Here is a 16448-nt window from a genome sequence, read left to right as displayed (position 1 = left end):
TGGACAAACTATTCCTTTGATACGATTGATATAAATGATTCTGCTTCATGTGAGAAAGGAAGGAGAAAATATGAAAAAAATTATTTTAGCTTCAGGATCACCTCGCAGGAAGGAATTGCTTGAGTTAGCGGGTGTACCATTTGAAATTGTTGTAAGTGAAGTAGAAGAAACGATTGGTGCGTATTCATCGCCTTCTGATATTGTTATGTCCCTTGCCCTGCAAAAAGCATCTGCGGTAGCAGAAAATAACAGTGATTATATTGTGTTAGGTGCAGACACAATTGTTACATATGAGTCGCGTATTCTTGGAAAGCCATCTAATGAGGCTGAGGCGAAAGAAATGTTGCAATTATTATCAGGGAAAACACATGAGGTGTATACAGGTGTTGCAATTATAGCAAAGGACAAAACAGTCACTTTTTACGAGCGTACAGAAGTTACGTTTTGGGAATTAACAGAAGAGGAAATTGACACATACATTGCATCAAAAGAGCCTTTGGATAAAGCAGGAAGTTATGGGATTCAAGGTAAAGGATCTATTTTTGTTCAACATATTCAAGGGGACTACTATAGTGTAGTTGGGTTACCAATTTCACGTCTTGTTCGGGAATTAAAACAATTTAATATTGATGTAACCCATGCGTAAAACTGCATGGGATTTTCTTTGAGAGAACAAATAAAGGGGTGGAGAAATGAACGGTATTCGTGATGTTGTCAAAGAAGAACAGCCACGGGAGCGTTTATTGTTAGAAGGGGCTGGAAGTTTATCAAATCGGGAGCTTCTTGCAGTGTTACTGAGAACAGGTTCTAAGGAAGAAACAGTTTTAAAGTTATCGGATAAAATTTTGCATCATTTTGATGGTTTACGTATGTTGAAAGACGCAACGCTAGAAGAGTTAGTGAGTATACATGGTGTTGGAGTTGCGAAGGCATCACAGCTCATCGCTGCTTTTGAACTCGGTAGAAGAATGGTGCGTTTAGAATATCAAAATAGATACAGCATTCGAAGCCCGGAAGATTGCGCCAGATATATGATGGAAGAAATGCGCTTCTTGCAACAGGAGCATTTTGTATGTCTCTATTTGAACACAAAGAATCAAGTTATACATAGGCAAACGATTTTTATTGGAAGTTTAAACTCTTCAATTGTACATCCCAGGGAAGTTTTTAAAGAAGCATTTCGCCGTGCAGCAGCCTCTATCATATGTCTTCATAACCATCCCTCAGGAGACCCTGCGCCGAGCCGAGAAGATATTGAAGTAACAAAACGCTTAGTAGAATGCGGCCGGATTATCGGAATTGAAGTGCTCGATCATATTATAATAGGTGACCATAAATTCGTGAGTTTAAAGGAAAAAGGTCATATTTAAGACTATGCTTTTTACTTATTTTGTTTTATAATGTGATTTATGAGTTTTTTGTAGAAAATTATCTACAAAAAGGATAAAGATATAAAAAACGTACTGTTTTTATAATATAAAGTAAGAAAAAATGAGTCCGTGAAAACAAGAAAGGAAGATAAATAATATGTTTGGATTTGGTGGCTTTACTCGCGATCTTGGAATAGACTTAGGAACTGCGAACACGCTTGTATATGTAAAGGGAAAAGGTGTAGTTTTACGTGAACCTTCAGTAGTAGCGTTACAAACTGATACGAAACAAATCGTTGCTGTAGGTAGCGATGCAAAACAAATGATTGGTCGTACACCAGGAAACGTTGTGGCACTTCGCCCGATGAAAGACGGTGTAATTGCTGATTACGAAACGACAGCAACAATGATGAAATATTACATTCAACAAGCTCAAAAATCAAATGGATTCTTCTCACGTAAGCCTTATGTAATGGTATGTGTACCATCTGGTATTACAGCTGTAGAAAGACGTGCAGTAATCGATGCGACTCGTCAAGCTGGTGCTCGTGATGCTTATCCTATCGAAGAACCATTTGCAGCAGCAATTGGTGCAAACTTACCTGTTTGGGAACCAACTGGTAGCATGGTTGTTGATATTGGTGGCGGTACAACAGAAGTTGCAATCATTTCTTTAGGTGGTATTGTAACAAGTCAATCAGTTCGTGTTGCTGGTGATGATATGGACGATTCAATCATTCAGTACATTAAGAAAAGCTACAACTTAATGATCGGTGAAAGAACAGCTGAAGCATTAAAATTAGAAATCGGTTCTGCAGGCGAGCCAGAAGGTATCGAACCTATGGAAATTCGCGGTCGTGATTTAGTAAGTGGTTTACCAAAAACAGTACTAATTCAACCAGAAGAAATTGCAGACGCATTAAAAGATACAGTAGATGCAATTGTAGAATCTGTTAAAAATACGTTAGAGAAAACTCCACCTGAATTAGCGGCAGACATTATGGACCGTGGTATCGTATTAACAGGTGGTGGAGCATTACTACGTAACTTAGATAAAGTAATTAGTGAAGAAACAAATATGCCAGTTCTTGTTGCAGAAGACCCATTAGATTGCGTAGCAATTGGAACAGGTAAAGCATTAGACAATATCGATCTTTTCAAAACTGCTGCTCGATAATATTGCAAAATAAAAATCAATGAAATTAAGAGGGTGTGAACGTGCCACAGTTTTTCTTAAACAAAAGATTAATTGTTTTGTTAGTTAGTATTATTCTTCTCGTGGCATTGATTGGAATCTCATTGAAAGAACGGAACAGTTTAACATGGCCAGAGCAGTTTGTTAAAGACACTGTCGGTGTTGTAGAACGTGTATTCCAAAAGCCAGCGAAATACGTAGCTGGATTCTTCGAAAATGTAGAGGATGTAAAGCGCACGTATGAAGAGAATAAAGAATTAAAAGCAAAATTAGACAATTATGCAGGTCTATCAGGGAAAGTAAAACAATTAGAAGATGATAACAAGAAGTTACAAGAGTTAACGGGTAAAGATAAGTTAAATAGCGGTTATACTGAAATTCCAGCGACTGTTGTTTCTCGTAATCCAGATAAATGGTACGATTTAGTTGGACTTGATAAAGGGGCACAGCAAGGAATAAAAAAAGATATGGCTGTATTAACTCCACAAGGTTTAGTGGGACGAGTGAAAAGTGTATCTCAGTTTACATCATCAGTAGAATTGTTAAGTTCTATGAGCCGAACAAATCGTGTTTCTGCTATCGTACAAGGAAATGAGAAAATCTTTGGATTGATTGAAGGTTACGATAAAGAAAAGCACTTACTTCTTTTCACAAAGATTGGCTCTGATGCAGAAGTAAAAGCAGATCAATTAGTTGTAACATCTGGGCTCGGTGATATTTTCCCGAAAGGTCTTGTAATTGGAAAAATCGTTGAAGTTCAGCAGGATCCATACGGTTTAACAAAAACAGCTTATGTAAAGCCAGCCGCTGATTTAAATGACGTAGAGCATGTTGTAGTTGCGAAACGTGAAACGCCTTCAGCGCCATTAGAATAGGAGGGGGAGAAGAGATGATGAAGATTTTAAAAAGAGCAGCTCTTCCTCTTTTGCTCCTTTTTGCTTTTTTATTTGAAAATATGTTTGCTACTATTGTTCCAACAGAGGTTTTTTGGAAAGACAGTATAGCATCACCTCATTTCTTTATCATTGTGTTATGTTTTATTACTGTGTACTATAGTCCGGTCCAAGGGATTTATTACGGACTATTATTTGGTTTCTTATTTGATACCGTATACACGGAACTTGTTGGTATATATATTTTTGCGTATCCGATTTTAGTTTATTTAGTTTATAGTGTGATGAAGGTACTACAATTGAATTTATTTATTGTTACTTCTATCGTACTAGCTAGCATAGTAGCATTAGAGTATTATGTGTATGGATTTTTAACTTTGTTAGGACGTACTCATATGTCGGCGTATGTCTTTTTCACAGATCGTCTCCTGTCTACTTTATTGCTAAATGCAATTTTCTTATTGATAGTTTGTTTCCCACTGAGACGATATTTAGTGCGTCTTTCAAAAGCGATGGAAGAAAAAGAAAAAAGGATTTTCTAATTTTATGTCGAATTGAATCGGTGGGGTGAACTTTAGTGGAAGAAAAAAAGCAACAAAATGTAACAATAAAAGGGACAAAAGACGGAATAACCCTTCATTTAGATGATTGTTGTTCATTCTCTGAATTATTGAAGGAATTGGATGAAAAGCTTTCTACACATTACTATGATGGTGATGGACGCTCTTTAATTGAAGTGCATGTGAAAGTAGGAAACCGTTATTTAACAGAAGTCCAACAAGAAGAGATTCGTACGTTAATTCGTAATAAAAAGAATCTCGTTGTGGATTCGATTGAAAGTGATGTTATAACGAAAGAGGAAGCAATAGCTTGGAAAGAAGAAACAGAAATCGTCCCTATTTCCAAAATTGTTCGCTCTGGACAAGTTTTACATGTAAAAGGAAATTTATTGTTAATTGGTGATGTTAATCCAGGCGGAACGGTTATCGCTGGGGGGAATATTTTTGTCGTAGGATCATTAAGAGGAATTGCACATGCGGGGTATTATGGGGATTCAGATGCTGTAATCGCTGCATCTGTTATGAACCCGATGCAACTTCGAATTAGTGATGTGGCAATGCGGGCTCCGGAAGAGAAAGAAGACGGAGCGGAGGCGGCAGAATGTGCGTATATTAATGAGAACAATCACATTGTTGTCGATCGACTGCAACTTCTCACTCATCTTAGACCTAATTTAACAAAGTTAGAAAGGGGAATTGTATAGCTGTGGGAGAGGCAATAGTAATTACATCTGGAAAAGGCGGTGTAGGTAAAACTACAACGTCTGCGAACATTGGGACAGCCCTAGCGTTATCTGGAAAGAAAGTGTGCTTAATTGACACAGATATCGGTCTTCGAAACTTAGACGTAGTAATGGGGCTGGAAAATCGTATTGTATTTGATCTTGTTGATGTCGTTGAAGGGCGTTGCCGTTTACCTCAGGCTCTTATTAAAGATAAACGTTTTGATGATCTTTATTTATTACCTGCAGCACAAACGAGTGATAAATCAGCGGTAACACCTGAACAAATGGATGAATTAATACAAGTATTACGTCAAGATTATGATTACATATTAATTGATTGTCCTGCGGGGATTGAGCAGGGATTTAAAAACGCGGTAGCTGGTGCGGATAAAGCAATTGTTGTTACGACGCCAGAAGTATCCTCAATGCGCGATGCGGATCGTATTATCGGGCTTTTAGAAAAAGAGGATATTGAACCACCGAAACTTGTTATTAATCGTGTGCGTAGTCATATGCTTCATGAACAGGATATGTTAGATGTTGATGAAATCGTACGTACATTGTCAATCGAGCTTCTTGGTGTTGTCGAAGATGATGATGAAGTTATTCGTGCTACAAATACAGGTGAGCCTGTAGCGTTGCAACCGAGCGGAAAAGCAGCGTTAGCTTATCGTAATATTGCAAGACGTTTGTTGGGTGAGAATGTCCCATTACAAGCATTTGAACAAGAAAAGGTATCGGTATTTACAAAGATGAAAAACTTCTTTGGAATCCGTTAAAAGCACTTCGCATATTTGCGGAGTGCTTTCTTTTTTCTTCACACGAATATCTTTCTTTCCTAGCTCATACATATGTACAAACTGTATACAACTGTTTCTATGTACATTAGCTGAACGAAAGAAGGGAGACAGTATGAAGAATAGACGTGTAGAAGAAATTAAAAAACGGATTGCGAAAAGGAAGGCAGAGCAAGAAAGGATGGAGGAAGAGCAGTATTTTGCTGGAGAGAATTTTGATAGTGAAACAGTATTTATTGAAGATGGAGAAAAGGAAATTCATCCTTTATTTCGAAAAGAAGTATTTTTCTTCAAAGTATTGTTATCAGCAATATTAGTTCTTTCTGTCGCTATTTTATATAAGAATGCACCAGCTTCTTTCGACGGTGCTAAAGCTGTTACAGAAAAAGTGATGAAAGAAGAATTTCAGTTTGCTACTGTAGCGAAATGGTACGAAAAACAGTTTGGAAAACCGCTCGTGTTCTATTCGCCTAATGAGAAAAAAGAAGAAACGATTCAGCAAAAAGATTATGCCATTCCTGCTTCCGGAAAGGTAATGCAAGGGTTTCAAAAAAATGGCCAAGGTGTATTTGTACAAACAGCTACAAATGCAACTGTTGAGTCAGTGAATGAAGGGCTAGTAGTTTTTGCGGGCAAGAAAGAGGAACTTGGTAATACAGTTCAAATTCAGCATGCAGATGGTACGGAGTCATGGTATGCAAATTTAAATGATATGTCAGTGAAATTATATGATTACGTTTCAAAGAAACAAAAAATTGGAACAGTGAATAATGATGCGAATAATAAAAATGGTAAGTTTTATTTCGCAATAAAAAAGGACGAAAAATTTATTGATCCGATTCAGGTGATTTCATTTGATTAAATATAGAGATGTTTTAACAAAGATTTCAGTACATCCGTTGTTTTGGGTTATTATTGTCATTGGTATTTTCACGGCACGTTTTAAAGAGTTACTACTGTTATTTTGTATCGTTCTCATCCATGAACTTGGGCATGCTTTTGCAGCGGCACATTATAATTGGCGTATTAAGAAGATTCAACTTTTGCCGTTTGGTGGTGTGGCTGAGCTTGAGGAACATGGGAATAAATCATTGAAAGAGGAACTAGTTGTTGTAATTGCAGGACCTATTCAACATATTTGGATGATGGCGGTAGGCTATATGTTGTTTGAAGCTGGTTGGCTTCATGCGGAATTATATTATTTCTTTATGTGGAATAATATAATTATTTTAGCGTTTAATTTACTACCTATTTGGCCTCTTGATGGTGGAAAAGTATTGTTTAACGTACTATCATATCGTTTTCCTTATTTACAAGCACATGAAAAGATGATGAAATTATCATGTGTTTTTTTTAGTGTCATACTAGGATGGCAGTTACTTTGGAATAGTAACAATATTATGATGTGGGTACTACTCATATTTTTAGCGGTGTCGTTATATCAAGAATGGAAGCAAAGACGGTATGCCTTTATGCGTTTTTTATTAGAACGTTATTATGGGAACAAAAGAGGAATTGAAAAGATTGCACCGATTGAGGTGCAATCAGAAGATCATTTATATAAGATATTCACAAAATTTCGTAGAGGCTATAAGCATTCTATTATCGTCCGCGGAAAATATAAAGAACATTACACATTGGATGAAAATGAATTGCTTTATGCGTATTTTACTGAAAAACGAACAACTTCATCTGTTGAAGAATTAATCGGTTAGTGTTGACGTTAGCACTAACCTTTTATTATTGTAAAAGCAAAGAAGATTATAAAGTGAGGAAAGTATTTTGAAAACGTTATATATGAACTACGCTGGATCGGAAAAACGCGTTGCAATTGAAGAGAAGAAGAAAATTGTTGAGTTTTTATGGAAACGAAATGAAGAACAAGAGATTGTTGGGCATATTTATGTTGGACGTATCGTAAGAACGATTGCTGGAATGAATGCGGCTTTTGTAAATATAGGTTTAGAAAAACATGCTTATCTTTCGTACGATGATGTACCATCTTCTTATCATATACATGAAGGAAAAGCGGTACTCGTACAAGTTGTAAAAGAGGCAATTGATACGAAAGGACCAAAATTGACAGCAAATATAGAATTTACCGGGAAATATGTCGTTTATATGCCATATGATGAAATGCGTGCGGTTTCTCGGAAAATAAAAAACAATAAAAGAAGGCAACAATTACTCCAAATTGAAGTAGAAGGGAAAGGAGGTTATATTTTCCGCTCAGCTTCTGAAAAAGGAGAAATTGAAGAAATACAAGCTGAAATGCAAAGGTTACAGCAGTTATATGAAGAGTTAAAAAGAAAAGAGGGCCAAGGAAAGGCACCGTTACTAGTCCATCGGCCAGCAACCTTTTTAGATCGTGTATTTCAAGAGAATCCAATTGAAACGATTGAAAAAGTAGTTGTAGATACAAGAAGTATAGTAAAAGAATTAGAAGAAAAAGTCGGCAAAGAAAAAATATCTTTTTATAATGAAAAGTCTTCAATATTTAACCATTTTGGCATAGAGCGTGAGATTGAGAAAGCACTTCAAAAAATTGTTTGGCTCCCAAATGGTGCTTATTTAATTGTGGAACAAATGGAGACGATGACTGTAATTGATGTGAATACGGGTAAGTTTACTGGAAAACAGAATTTACAAGATACAGTCCTTCGTACAAATGAAGTGGCAGCTGAAGAGATAGCGCGTCAATTAAGACTGCGTGATATTGGTGGTATGATATTAATTGACTTTATTAATATGAAAAGAAGAGAAGATAAAGAAAAAATAAGAGAATGTCTCATCGCTGCTATGCAACATGATCGTACATATACAAGGGTGCTTGGGTTTACAGAGTTAGGGATTTTAGAGATGACGCGTAAACGTAAAAAACATTCTTTACGTGACGTATTACTTGAAGAGTGTGCATCGTGCAAAGCGACGGGTTATGTCATGTCATATGAAACGATTGCGTATGAGCTAGAGAGAGAGCTAATTACATATGGCAATATAGAAGATGAGGCAGTATTAATCTCTGCACCTAAAGAATTACAAAAACAATTTTTGCAAAAAGAATTACAAAAAAATATTCCATTTGAAATTTATTTCAAAGATGATATGATCGAAAAGTACGCTATTATCCGTTTTGGAAGTAAAAAAGAAATTATAGAACGGAAAAAATAGTTATTAGAACTTTCATTGACAATAGTCTATGATTCATGATAACATCTTTATGTTATAGTTTATAGCACCTAAACGGCTATATGCTACAACCGCACAAGACAGGTTCCTTAAAGGCATTTATGTCTACCTCGTTTTTGGCGAGTCTTAGTAATTAAGAGGAGGTGCAAGTATGTACGCAATTATCGAAACAGGTGGAAAACAAATCAAAGTTGAAGCTGGTCAAGAAATCTACATTGAAAAATTAGATGTTGAAGCTGGTGAAACTGTTACTTTTGACAAAGTTCTTTTCGTTGGTGGCGAAAACGTGAAAGTTGGTAGCCCAGTTGTAGAAGGTGCAACAGTTACTGCGAAAGTTGAAAAACACGGTCGCGCTAAGAAAATCATCGTTTTCAAATACAAAGCGAAAAAGAACAATCGTAAGAAACAAGGTCATCGTCAACCTTACACTAAGCTAGTTGTTGAAGCTATCAACGCTTAATTCTGGTTAACATGATTAAAATTACGATAAGTCGCACGAAATTAGGAAGTATCCAATCATTTAAAATGACTGGACATGCCGATTATGCGCCACATGGACAAGATCTTGTCTGTGCTGGAACTACAGCGGTTGTGTTTGGTTCCATAAATGCTGTGGAAGAACTTTGTAATGTGCAGGCAACTATTGAACTCGGAAGTGATGGTGGATTCTTAACGTATGAATTGCCTAATGATTTAGACGTTCATACAGCAGAAAAAGCACAGATACTTTTAGAAGGATTGGTTGTTTCGCTTAAGACGATCGAACTTGATTACGGAAAGTATATCCGTTTAATAGAAAAAGTGCAGGAGGTGTAACGTATGTTAAGATTAGATCTTCAGTTTTTCGCATCTAAGAAAGGTGTAGGTAGTACAAAGAACGGTCGTGACTCTCAGTCAAAACGTCTTGGTGCTAAACGCGCAGATGGTCAAACGGTTACAGGTGGTTCAATTCTTTACCGTCAACGCGGTACAAAAATTTATCCAGGTGTTAACGTTGGTCGTGGTGGCGATGACACTTTATACGCGAAAGTTGACGGCGTAGTACGCTTCGAGCGTCTTGGCCGTGACCGCAAACAAGTGAGCGTATATCCTGTTGCTCAAGAAGCATAAGAACTCACGGAAAACTCTAACCTGAGTGCAGGTTAGAGTTTTTCTATATTAAGGAGTATCTAAATGAATAAAAAATGGACAATTATAGATGCATTGCGCCATTCAAGACATGATTGGCTCAATCGTATGCAGATGGTGAAAGGAAACCTTTCCCTTGGAAAAGTGGAAGAAATTCATAGTCTCATCGATCGTTTTGTCCAAGAAGCGAGACAAGAATCCAATCTGATGGGGCTATCAATGCCTTTATTTTCAGAGTGGATTTTAACATATAATTGGAAACAGCAGCCGTGCTTATTGGAGTACGAAGTATTAGGGAATTTACATAACTTATCTCACTTAGATGAGACTGTATGTACATGGACGAATCAATTTTTCTCAATGCTTCAGCATAGTTTAGACGTATATGTTGAAAATTATGTTTGTATCACAATTGAATGTGACGCGGAGAATGCTCGTTTCTTTTTTGATTTTCGTGGTAAGCTAACGAGTGTAGAAGAACTACAGAATTGGCTTGCGAACCAAAACAATAAATGGTATTCCATTTCTTATACAGTAAGAGACGAAGAAGTCTCAGTTATATTACAACCAATTGAAAAAAGTGTGGTGAAATAATGTTTGTAGATCAGGTCAAGATATATGTAAAAGGCGGCGACGGTGGTAACGGAATGGTTGCGTATCGTCGTGAGAAGTATGTTCCAAAAGGTGGTCCAGCAGGTGGCGACGGTGGTAAAGGTGCAGATGTTGTTTTCGTTGTTGAAGAAGGCTTACGTACATTAATGGACTTCCGCTACCAACGTCATTTCAAAGCTGATCGTGGTCAGCACGGAATGAGTAAAGGGCAGCACGGTCGTAAAGCTGAAGATTTAATCGTTAAAGTTCCGCCAGGAACGGTAGTAAAAGATGAAAAAACAGGTCAAATTCTTGCGGATTTAGTAACACATGGACAAACAGCTGTAATTGCAAAAGGTGGCCGCGGTGGCCGTGGTAACTCACGTTTCGCAACAGCTACGAACCCAGCGCCAGAAATTGCTGAGAATGGGGAACCAGGTCAAGAACGTGATGTCATTCTAGAACTTAAAGTACTAGCAGACGTTGGACTTGTTGGATTCCCAAGTGTAGGTAAATCTACATTATTATCTGTCGTATCATCAGCACGTCCGAAAATTGCAGAGTATCACTTTACAACAATCGTTCCAAACCTTGGTGTTGTTGAAACAGGTGATAACCGCAGCTTCGTTATGGCTGACCTTCCTGGACTAATTGAAGGCGCACATGCCGGCGTTGGACTTGGTCATCAATTCCTGCGTCATATTGAGCGTACACGTGTAATCGTGCATGTAATTGATATGTCTGGTTTAGAAGGCCGTGATCCATATGAAGATTACGTAACGATTAATAATGAATTAAAAGAATACAATCTTCGCTTAACGGAGCGTCCACAAGTTGTTGTTGCAAACAAAATGGATATGCCAGATGCAGAAGAAAACTTACAAGCATTTAAAGAGAAAGTGGGAGACGAAGTAAAAATCTTCCCAATCTCAGCTGTAACGAAACAAGGTGTTCGTGATTTACTATTTGAAGTAGCGAACTTATTAGAAACAACACCTGAATTCCCAATACATGAAGTTGCGGATGAGTCTGATACAAGTGTAATGTACAAACTTGAGACTGAAGGTGTTAAATTTGACATTACACGTGAAAGTGATGGCACGTTTGTTATCTCTGGTTACGATATCGAGAAAACATTCAAGATGACAGACTTCTCACGTGATGAATCTGTACGTCGTTTCGCTCGCCAAATGCGCGGAATGGGTATTGATGAAGCGCTTCGTGCACGCGGTGCAAAAGACGGAGATATTGTAAAAATTCTTGAATATGAATTTGAATTTATCGACTAAGACTGCCGAAATATGGCAGTCTTTTTTTATATCGTAAAAGTCTGATTTATACAGGAAAAAATCCCCACTAATTAAATTTTCAATTTATAATAGAAAAAGAAGTGGTTTTATAAGAACTTTTTATGGGGAGAAAGTGAACATGTATAAAATATTAATTGTAGAAGACGATGAAAAAATCGCGGGGATATTAGAGGAGCATTTAGAAAGGTATGGCTATCAGTCATTTCGAGCAAGTGATTTACGACATATAAAAGATGAGTTTGTAAAAGTAAATCCACATCTCGTGTTACTTGATATTAATTTACCGTATTTTGATGGTTTCTATTGGTGTCGTCAAATCCGCACTGTATCGAATGCACCAATTATTTTTGTTTCTGCAAGAACGGGGGAAATGGATCAAGTAATGGCAATTGAAAATGGCGGAGATGATTACATTACGAAGCCATTCCATTTAGACATTGTAATGGCTAAGGTAAAAAGTGCACTTCGTCGTGGGTATGGTGAGTATGCTTCTGCGGCAGAAAGCGATTGTTTAGGTGTAAATGGACTGTTGTTATTCCCATCTCAGCACGTTGTTGAGTGGCAAGGGCAACAAACAGAACTGACAAAAAATGAATTTTACTTATTAGAGTGTTTAATGAAACAAGCAGATCAATATGTAACGCGCGAAGAATTGTTAGAAGCCCTCTGGGATGAGGTAGCTTTTGTTGATGATAATACATTAACCGTAAATGTAAAACGTGTAAGAAAGAAACTAGAGGAGCTAGGCATTAAAAATGCAATTGTAACGAAACGTGGATACGGTTATGCGCTTCTTACAGAGTGGGGAGAAGGACATGAAGGTTAAAGATTACCTCATGGACCGCTTTTCTTTAATTCTTTCTTACATTGTTAGCCTCTGTTTATTTGGGCTCGTTTTGCAGTTGCAAAGTCTTTTAGAAAAGCGATCTATTGATTGGAATACGTGGTTATACGGACTTTTATTAGGGACAGTTGTTTTTACTGTATATCTCATTTACGATTACCGAAAACGAAGTGTGTTTTTAAAGAGGATTGAAAAGTATGTTACTGGCGGAAATACATTACATGATTCCTTACTTATTGATACTTCTTATACGGCAGAGCAAGAGATGGTCGTTGAATCGTTTACGCTATTAAGACAGCAATATATGAATGAAGTTCATAAACAACATGCAAAAGAACAACAGCAAATGATATTTATGAACCAATGGATTCATCAAATGAAAACACCGGTATCTGTTATTGAGTTACTATTACAGAAGTTTGGTAAAGAGCATCGTGAAGCAAGGGCAACAGTTGAAAGTATTCGTGAAGAAAATAATCGCATACTAAATGGTTTAGATTTAGCGTTACATATGGCAAGGTTAGAGCAGTTTGCGAAAGATTATAAAGTAGAAGTAGTAAATGTGATAGATATTATTAGAGGTATTATTAATGAAAATAGAAAGTCCTTCATTCAATCGTCTGTATTTCCGAAAGTGATGTTTGAGGAAGATACTTGTATGGTTGCCTCTGATAGAAAATGGCTCAGTATTGCTATAGGACAAATTGTTGTAAATGCAATTAAGTATACAAAAATTTCGGAAGCAGAGAAAAAGGAAATTCAATTTCAAATTGAAGAGAAAGATCAAAAGGTGTTATTACATATTAAGGACAATGGAATCGGTATTCCAGAGCAAGATGTAAAGCGTATATTTGATCCATTCTTTACAGGGGTAAATGGCCGGAAAACGAGAGAAGCGACTGGAATGGGTTTATATATTACGAAGGAAATTTGTGATAATTTACATCACGGTATGTATGTGCAATCGGCTGAAGGGGAAGGGACAACATTCACGTTCCAATTTGCAAAAGATGAAGAATATCATACATTAATGAGAAAAATGACAAAACTGTAAGATAACAAAACGTTTTGTAAGGGAAATCACTCGTTTCTTTTTCTTATTTTTCTTATAGTAAATGTAAGAAGAAAACACATAGGGGGATTAGAAATGAGTGTTCTTGAAGTAAAAGGATTAACGAAGGTGTACCAATCGAAAGGTTCAGTAGCAACGACTGCTTTAAATGATATAAATTTTAAAATAGAAGAAGGCGAATTTGTAGGGATTATGGGTCCTTCAGGGAGCGGAAAAACAACGCTTTTAAATTTATTAGCAACAATTGATAAGCAAACTTCAGGTCATGTGCTTGTAAATGGGGAAGAAATTAATCAAATGCGTGCTGCAAAATTAGCGGAGTTTCGCCGTACACATTTGGGATTCATTTTCCAAGATTTTAACTTACTTGATACGTTATCGATTAAAGAAAATATCATTTTACCACTTGTAATGGCGAAGAAATCTGTAAATGAAATCGATGCAAAAGTGCTTGAGATTGCAAAGTTTTTAAATATCGAGGGCATTTTAAATAAAAAGGTATATGAAGTATCAGGTGGCCAACAACAACGTGCAGCAGCTGCGAGAGCGATCATTCATGAACCGACGCTAATTTTAGCAGATGAGCCAACTGGAAACTTAGATTCTAAGTCGGCAAAATCATTAATGAGCGCGTTGCAAGATTTGCATGAACAAAAGAAAGTAACAATTGCAATGGTAACGCATGATCCAGTAGCGGCGAGTTATTGCGAACGTATTCTTTTCATACGTGATGGAGAGATTTTCTCAGAAATACATAAGGGAAGAACGAAACAAGCCTTTTTCCAAGAAATTCTGGACGTACTTGCGATGCTAGGAGGGGAATATCATGAACTTTCGCCAGCTCGCGCTTAATAATGTAAAAGGAAATTGGCGTAATTATAAAGCGTTTCTTATAAGTAGTTGTTTATCGATAGTCGTATTTTTCATGTATGCTTCCTTCATTTATCATCCAGATGTTGTAGGCGGTAATATTAGTATGAGGGAGATGATTTCAAAAGGGTTAGAATCAATGAATTATATTGTAGTCATCTTCTCAGCACTCTTTATTTTATATGCAAATTCAACGTTTTTACGAGCAAGAAAAAAAGAGTTTGGTCTACTAACATTAATAGGCGGAACGAAATCGCAGCTCGGCCGAATGATTATATTAGAGCAACTGATGTTAGGTAGTATTGCAATTGTAGTTGGTATTGGGGTCGGAATGCTTTGCTCAAAACTATTTTTCCAAGCACTGAGTGTATTACTAAAAATTGATAAAACACTACCGCTCGTATGGAATAGTAAAGCAGTTCTTATTACAGCTGGTGTGTACTTTATTCTCTTTTTAATCCTATCATTGTTTAGTGTTTGGACAGTAGGGCGCTTGCAAATTATTGATTTATTAAGAGAAGCAAGAAAACAAAAAGTAGAGCCTTTTGCATTTACATGGTTATGCATAGTTGGTATAGGATGTATTATTGCTGCATATGTTCTTTGTTTCCAAGTAACCATTATGAATTTTATTATATATTTCTTACCAATTGTAGGATTGACCATTGGCGGAACGTATTTACTATTTACACAAGGAAGTACAGTTGTATTAAAAGCATTGCAAAAACGAAAACAATCTTTTTATACATACCCAAATATGTTCGTACTTAGCAATCTTATTTATAAAATGAAGGATAATGCTCGTTTTTTATTTGTAATTTCTATCATTACGGCGGTAGTATCTTCAGCAGTAGGTACACTGTACGTATATTTTGAAAATATGAGTGCGAAAACGATAGAGCTTACGCCACATGCTATTTCATATGAGGAAAAGGGATTAAATACGCATAGCCTTATTAATGAAGAAAAAGTACAAGAGATTGTAAAAAGAAATGGGTTTGAAGATGCACGAAAAGTAACCTATGTAAAACTACCTGCAACACAGAAAATAATGTTGTTTAACAGTGAACGTGAAGTACCAATAGCGATTATTTCAGAAAAAGAATATAACGCGGAAGTGCGTAAACAAAAGAAAGAGCAAATTACAGAGGTTCATAATGCACCAGGTAGCGCGACGATGGTTATGGTTGATGCAGCAAATGAACTTATGAAAATAGATCGTACGAAACCGTATGAATTTAAGATTAACGGACAAAAGCAGTCTGTTCAATTAAACGAGCCAACGTCATATTCTGTTTTTAACGATAGCGAATATCTTATTGTGAATGATCAAGACTTTGAGAAATATGCAAAGCTTGTACCAGATGAAGAAAAGACGAAATATTATGGTTATTATATTGAAGATTGGAAAAGTACCGAAGATCTTGTGCTAGATTTGAAAAAGGAAATTGCACCAGAAAAGCAAGGGGAATTGAGAAATTCAGTGTTTGCGTATAAGGCTATAAGAGAAGGTGGTGCAATTACAATGTTCATCGGTTTCTTTGTAGCTGTACTATTCTTCTTCTTCGCTTGTAGTATGACATACTTTAAATGGTTTAACGATAAAGAACAAGATCGTATTCAATTTAAATCGTTAAAGAGAATCGGTATGACAGATAAAGAAATTCGTAAAATTGCAATTCGACAAATGGGCGTTATCTTCTTTATCCCAATTGTCATCGGCGCTATTCATAGTGGATTTGCTCTTCATACGTTAGGAAAAATGCTTTATCTCGATTTATGGAAATCAGGTGCGCTTGTAATTGGAGCATACATTTTAGCTTCTGCGATTTACTTTATGATCGCGCAAAGAGGATATTTAAAACACGTAAAAAGCTAGGGGAACCTCTAGCTTTTTGCCTATG

At 36.6% G+C, this 16448-nt stretch carries 19 protein-coding genes and 1 other annotated feature; all 19 genes read left to right on the top strand.

Annotated elements, in window-relative coordinates:
• Window positions 1-70: 70 nt before the first annotated feature.
• The 19 genes from NST14_RS22615 to NST14_RS22525 all read left to right on the top strand — a co-directional run bounded on the left by NST14_RS22615 (window position 71) and on the right by NST14_RS22525 (window position 16423).
• Window positions 71-646, top strand: coding sequence for a Maf family protein (locus NST14_RS22615; protein WP_000720488.1), 576 nt, complete (start codon window positions 71-73; stop codon window positions 644-646).
• A 46-nt stretch (window positions 647-692) separates the two neighbouring features.
• Window positions 693-1370, top strand: a complete 678-nt coding sequence (radC, locus tag NST14_RS22610; protein WP_001013381.1) for a DNA repair protein RadC — start codon at window positions 693-695, stop codon at window positions 1368-1370.
• A gap of 157 nt (window positions 1371-1527) precedes the next feature.
• On the top strand, window positions 1528-2547 hold the full coding sequence (mreB, locus tag NST14_RS22605) for a cell shape-determining protein MreB (RefSeq protein WP_000466737.1): 1020 nt from the start codon (window positions 1528-1530) through the stop codon (window positions 2545-2547).
• Window positions 2548-2588: 41 nt separating this feature from the next.
• Complete coding sequence (gene mreC / locus NST14_RS22600; protein WP_001135482.1) at window positions 2589-3440, top strand: rod shape-determining protein MreC; 852 nt, start codon at window positions 2589-2591, stop codon at window positions 3438-3440.
• A 14-nt stretch (window positions 3441-3454) separates the two neighbouring features.
• Window positions 3455-4000: a rod shape-determining protein MreD gene (gene mreD / locus NST14_RS22595; RefSeq protein WP_000975746.1), complete on the top strand. Its 546-nt coding sequence runs from the start codon at window positions 3455-3457 to the stop codon at window positions 3998-4000.
• 35 nt (window positions 4001-4035) lie between these two features.
• Window positions 4036-4722, top strand: coding sequence for a septum site-determining protein MinC (gene minC / locus NST14_RS22590; protein ID WP_000391517.1), 687 nt, complete (start codon window positions 4036-4038; stop codon window positions 4720-4722).
• Between the two features lie 2 nt (window positions 4723-4724).
• Window positions 4725-5522 (top strand): septum site-determining protein MinD, encoded by a 798-nt coding sequence (gene minD / locus NST14_RS22585; RefSeq protein ID WP_000503310.1) that lies wholly within the window; start codon window positions 4725-4727, stop codon window positions 5520-5522.
• A 133-nt stretch (window positions 5523-5655) separates the two neighbouring features.
• Complete coding sequence (gene spoIVFA, locus NST14_RS22580; RefSeq protein ID WP_048557564.1) at window positions 5656-6402, top strand: stage IV sporulation protein SpoIVFA; 747 nt, start codon at window positions 5656-5658, stop codon at window positions 6400-6402.
• The gene (spoIVFB, locus tag NST14_RS22575; RefSeq protein WP_000599049.1) at window positions 6395-7255 is read left to right on the top strand and encodes a stage IV sporulation intramembrane metalloprotease SpoIVFB; all 861 of its coding nucleotides are present in this window, start codon (window positions 6395-6397) and stop codon (window positions 7253-7255) included. The genes spoIVFA and spoIVFB overlap by 8 nt, the downstream gene beginning before the upstream one ends.
• Window positions 7256-7322: 67 nt before the next feature.
• Window positions 7323-8711 (top strand): Rne/Rng family ribonuclease, encoded by a 1389-nt coding sequence (locus tag NST14_RS22570; RefSeq protein ID WP_103102215.1) that lies wholly within the window; start codon window positions 7323-7325, stop codon window positions 8709-8711.
• Between the two features lie 77 nt (window positions 8712-8788).
• Window positions 8789-8866: a sequence feature (ribosomal protein L21 leader region), on the top strand.
• Between the two features lie 14 nt (window positions 8867-8880).
• Window positions 8881-9189, top strand: coding sequence for a 50S ribosomal protein L21 (gene rplU, locus NST14_RS22565; RefSeq protein ID WP_000270908.1), 309 nt, complete (start codon window positions 8881-8883; stop codon window positions 9187-9189).
• A gap of 11 nt (window positions 9190-9200) precedes the next feature.
• Window positions 9201-9545 (top strand): ribosomal-processing cysteine protease Prp, encoded by a 345-nt coding sequence (locus tag NST14_RS22560; protein WP_001993153.1) that lies wholly within the window; start codon window positions 9201-9203, stop codon window positions 9543-9545.
• 3 nt (window positions 9546-9548) lie between these two features.
• Complete coding sequence (rpmA, locus tag NST14_RS22555) at window positions 9549-9839, top strand: 50S ribosomal protein L27 (RefSeq protein ID WP_000944958.1); 291 nt, start codon at window positions 9549-9551, stop codon at window positions 9837-9839.
• A gap of 63 nt (window positions 9840-9902) precedes the next feature.
• Window positions 9903-10451, top strand: a complete 549-nt coding sequence (locus NST14_RS22550; protein WP_001037006.1) for a sporulation initiation phosphotransferase B — start codon at window positions 9903-9905, stop codon at window positions 10449-10451.
• Window positions 10451-11737 (top strand): GTPase ObgE, encoded by a 1287-nt coding sequence (gene obgE, locus NST14_RS22545; RefSeq protein WP_000497115.1) that lies wholly within the window; start codon window positions 10451-10453, stop codon window positions 11735-11737. Before NST14_RS22550 ends, obgE begins: the two co-directional genes overlap by 1 nt.
• Window positions 11738-11876: 139 nt before the next feature.
• Entirely contained in the window at window positions 11877-12584 is a 708-nt protein-coding gene (locus NST14_RS22540; protein ID WP_000276715.1) for a response regulator transcription factor, read from the top strand.
• Window positions 12574-13656, top strand: a complete 1083-nt coding sequence (locus NST14_RS22535) for a HAMP domain-containing histidine kinase (RefSeq protein WP_000864967.1) — start codon at window positions 12574-12576, stop codon at window positions 13654-13656. The genes NST14_RS22540 and NST14_RS22535 overlap by 11 nt, the downstream gene beginning before the upstream one ends.
• A 93-nt stretch (window positions 13657-13749) precedes the next feature.
• The gene (locus NST14_RS22530; RefSeq protein ID WP_000114533.1) at window positions 13750-14526 is read left to right on the top strand and encodes an ABC transporter ATP-binding protein; all 777 of its coding nucleotides are present in this window, start codon (window positions 13750-13752) and stop codon (window positions 14524-14526) included.
• Window positions 14501-16423: an ABC transporter permease gene (locus NST14_RS22525; protein WP_229143031.1), complete on the top strand. Its 1923-nt coding sequence runs from the start codon at window positions 14501-14503 to the stop codon at window positions 16421-16423. Before NST14_RS22530 ends, NST14_RS22525 begins: the two co-directional genes overlap by 26 nt.
• Window positions 16424-16448 lie beyond the last annotated feature (25 nt).

Origin of the sequence: Bacillus sp. FSL W8-0519 (assembly GCF_038005585.1) — a bacterium.
GTDB lineage: Bacteria > Bacillota > Bacilli > Bacillales > Bacillaceae_G > Bacillus_A > Bacillus_A paranthracis.
Note: the sequence above shows the minus strand (reverse complement) of the source record. Positions and strands in the feature narration are given on the sequence as shown.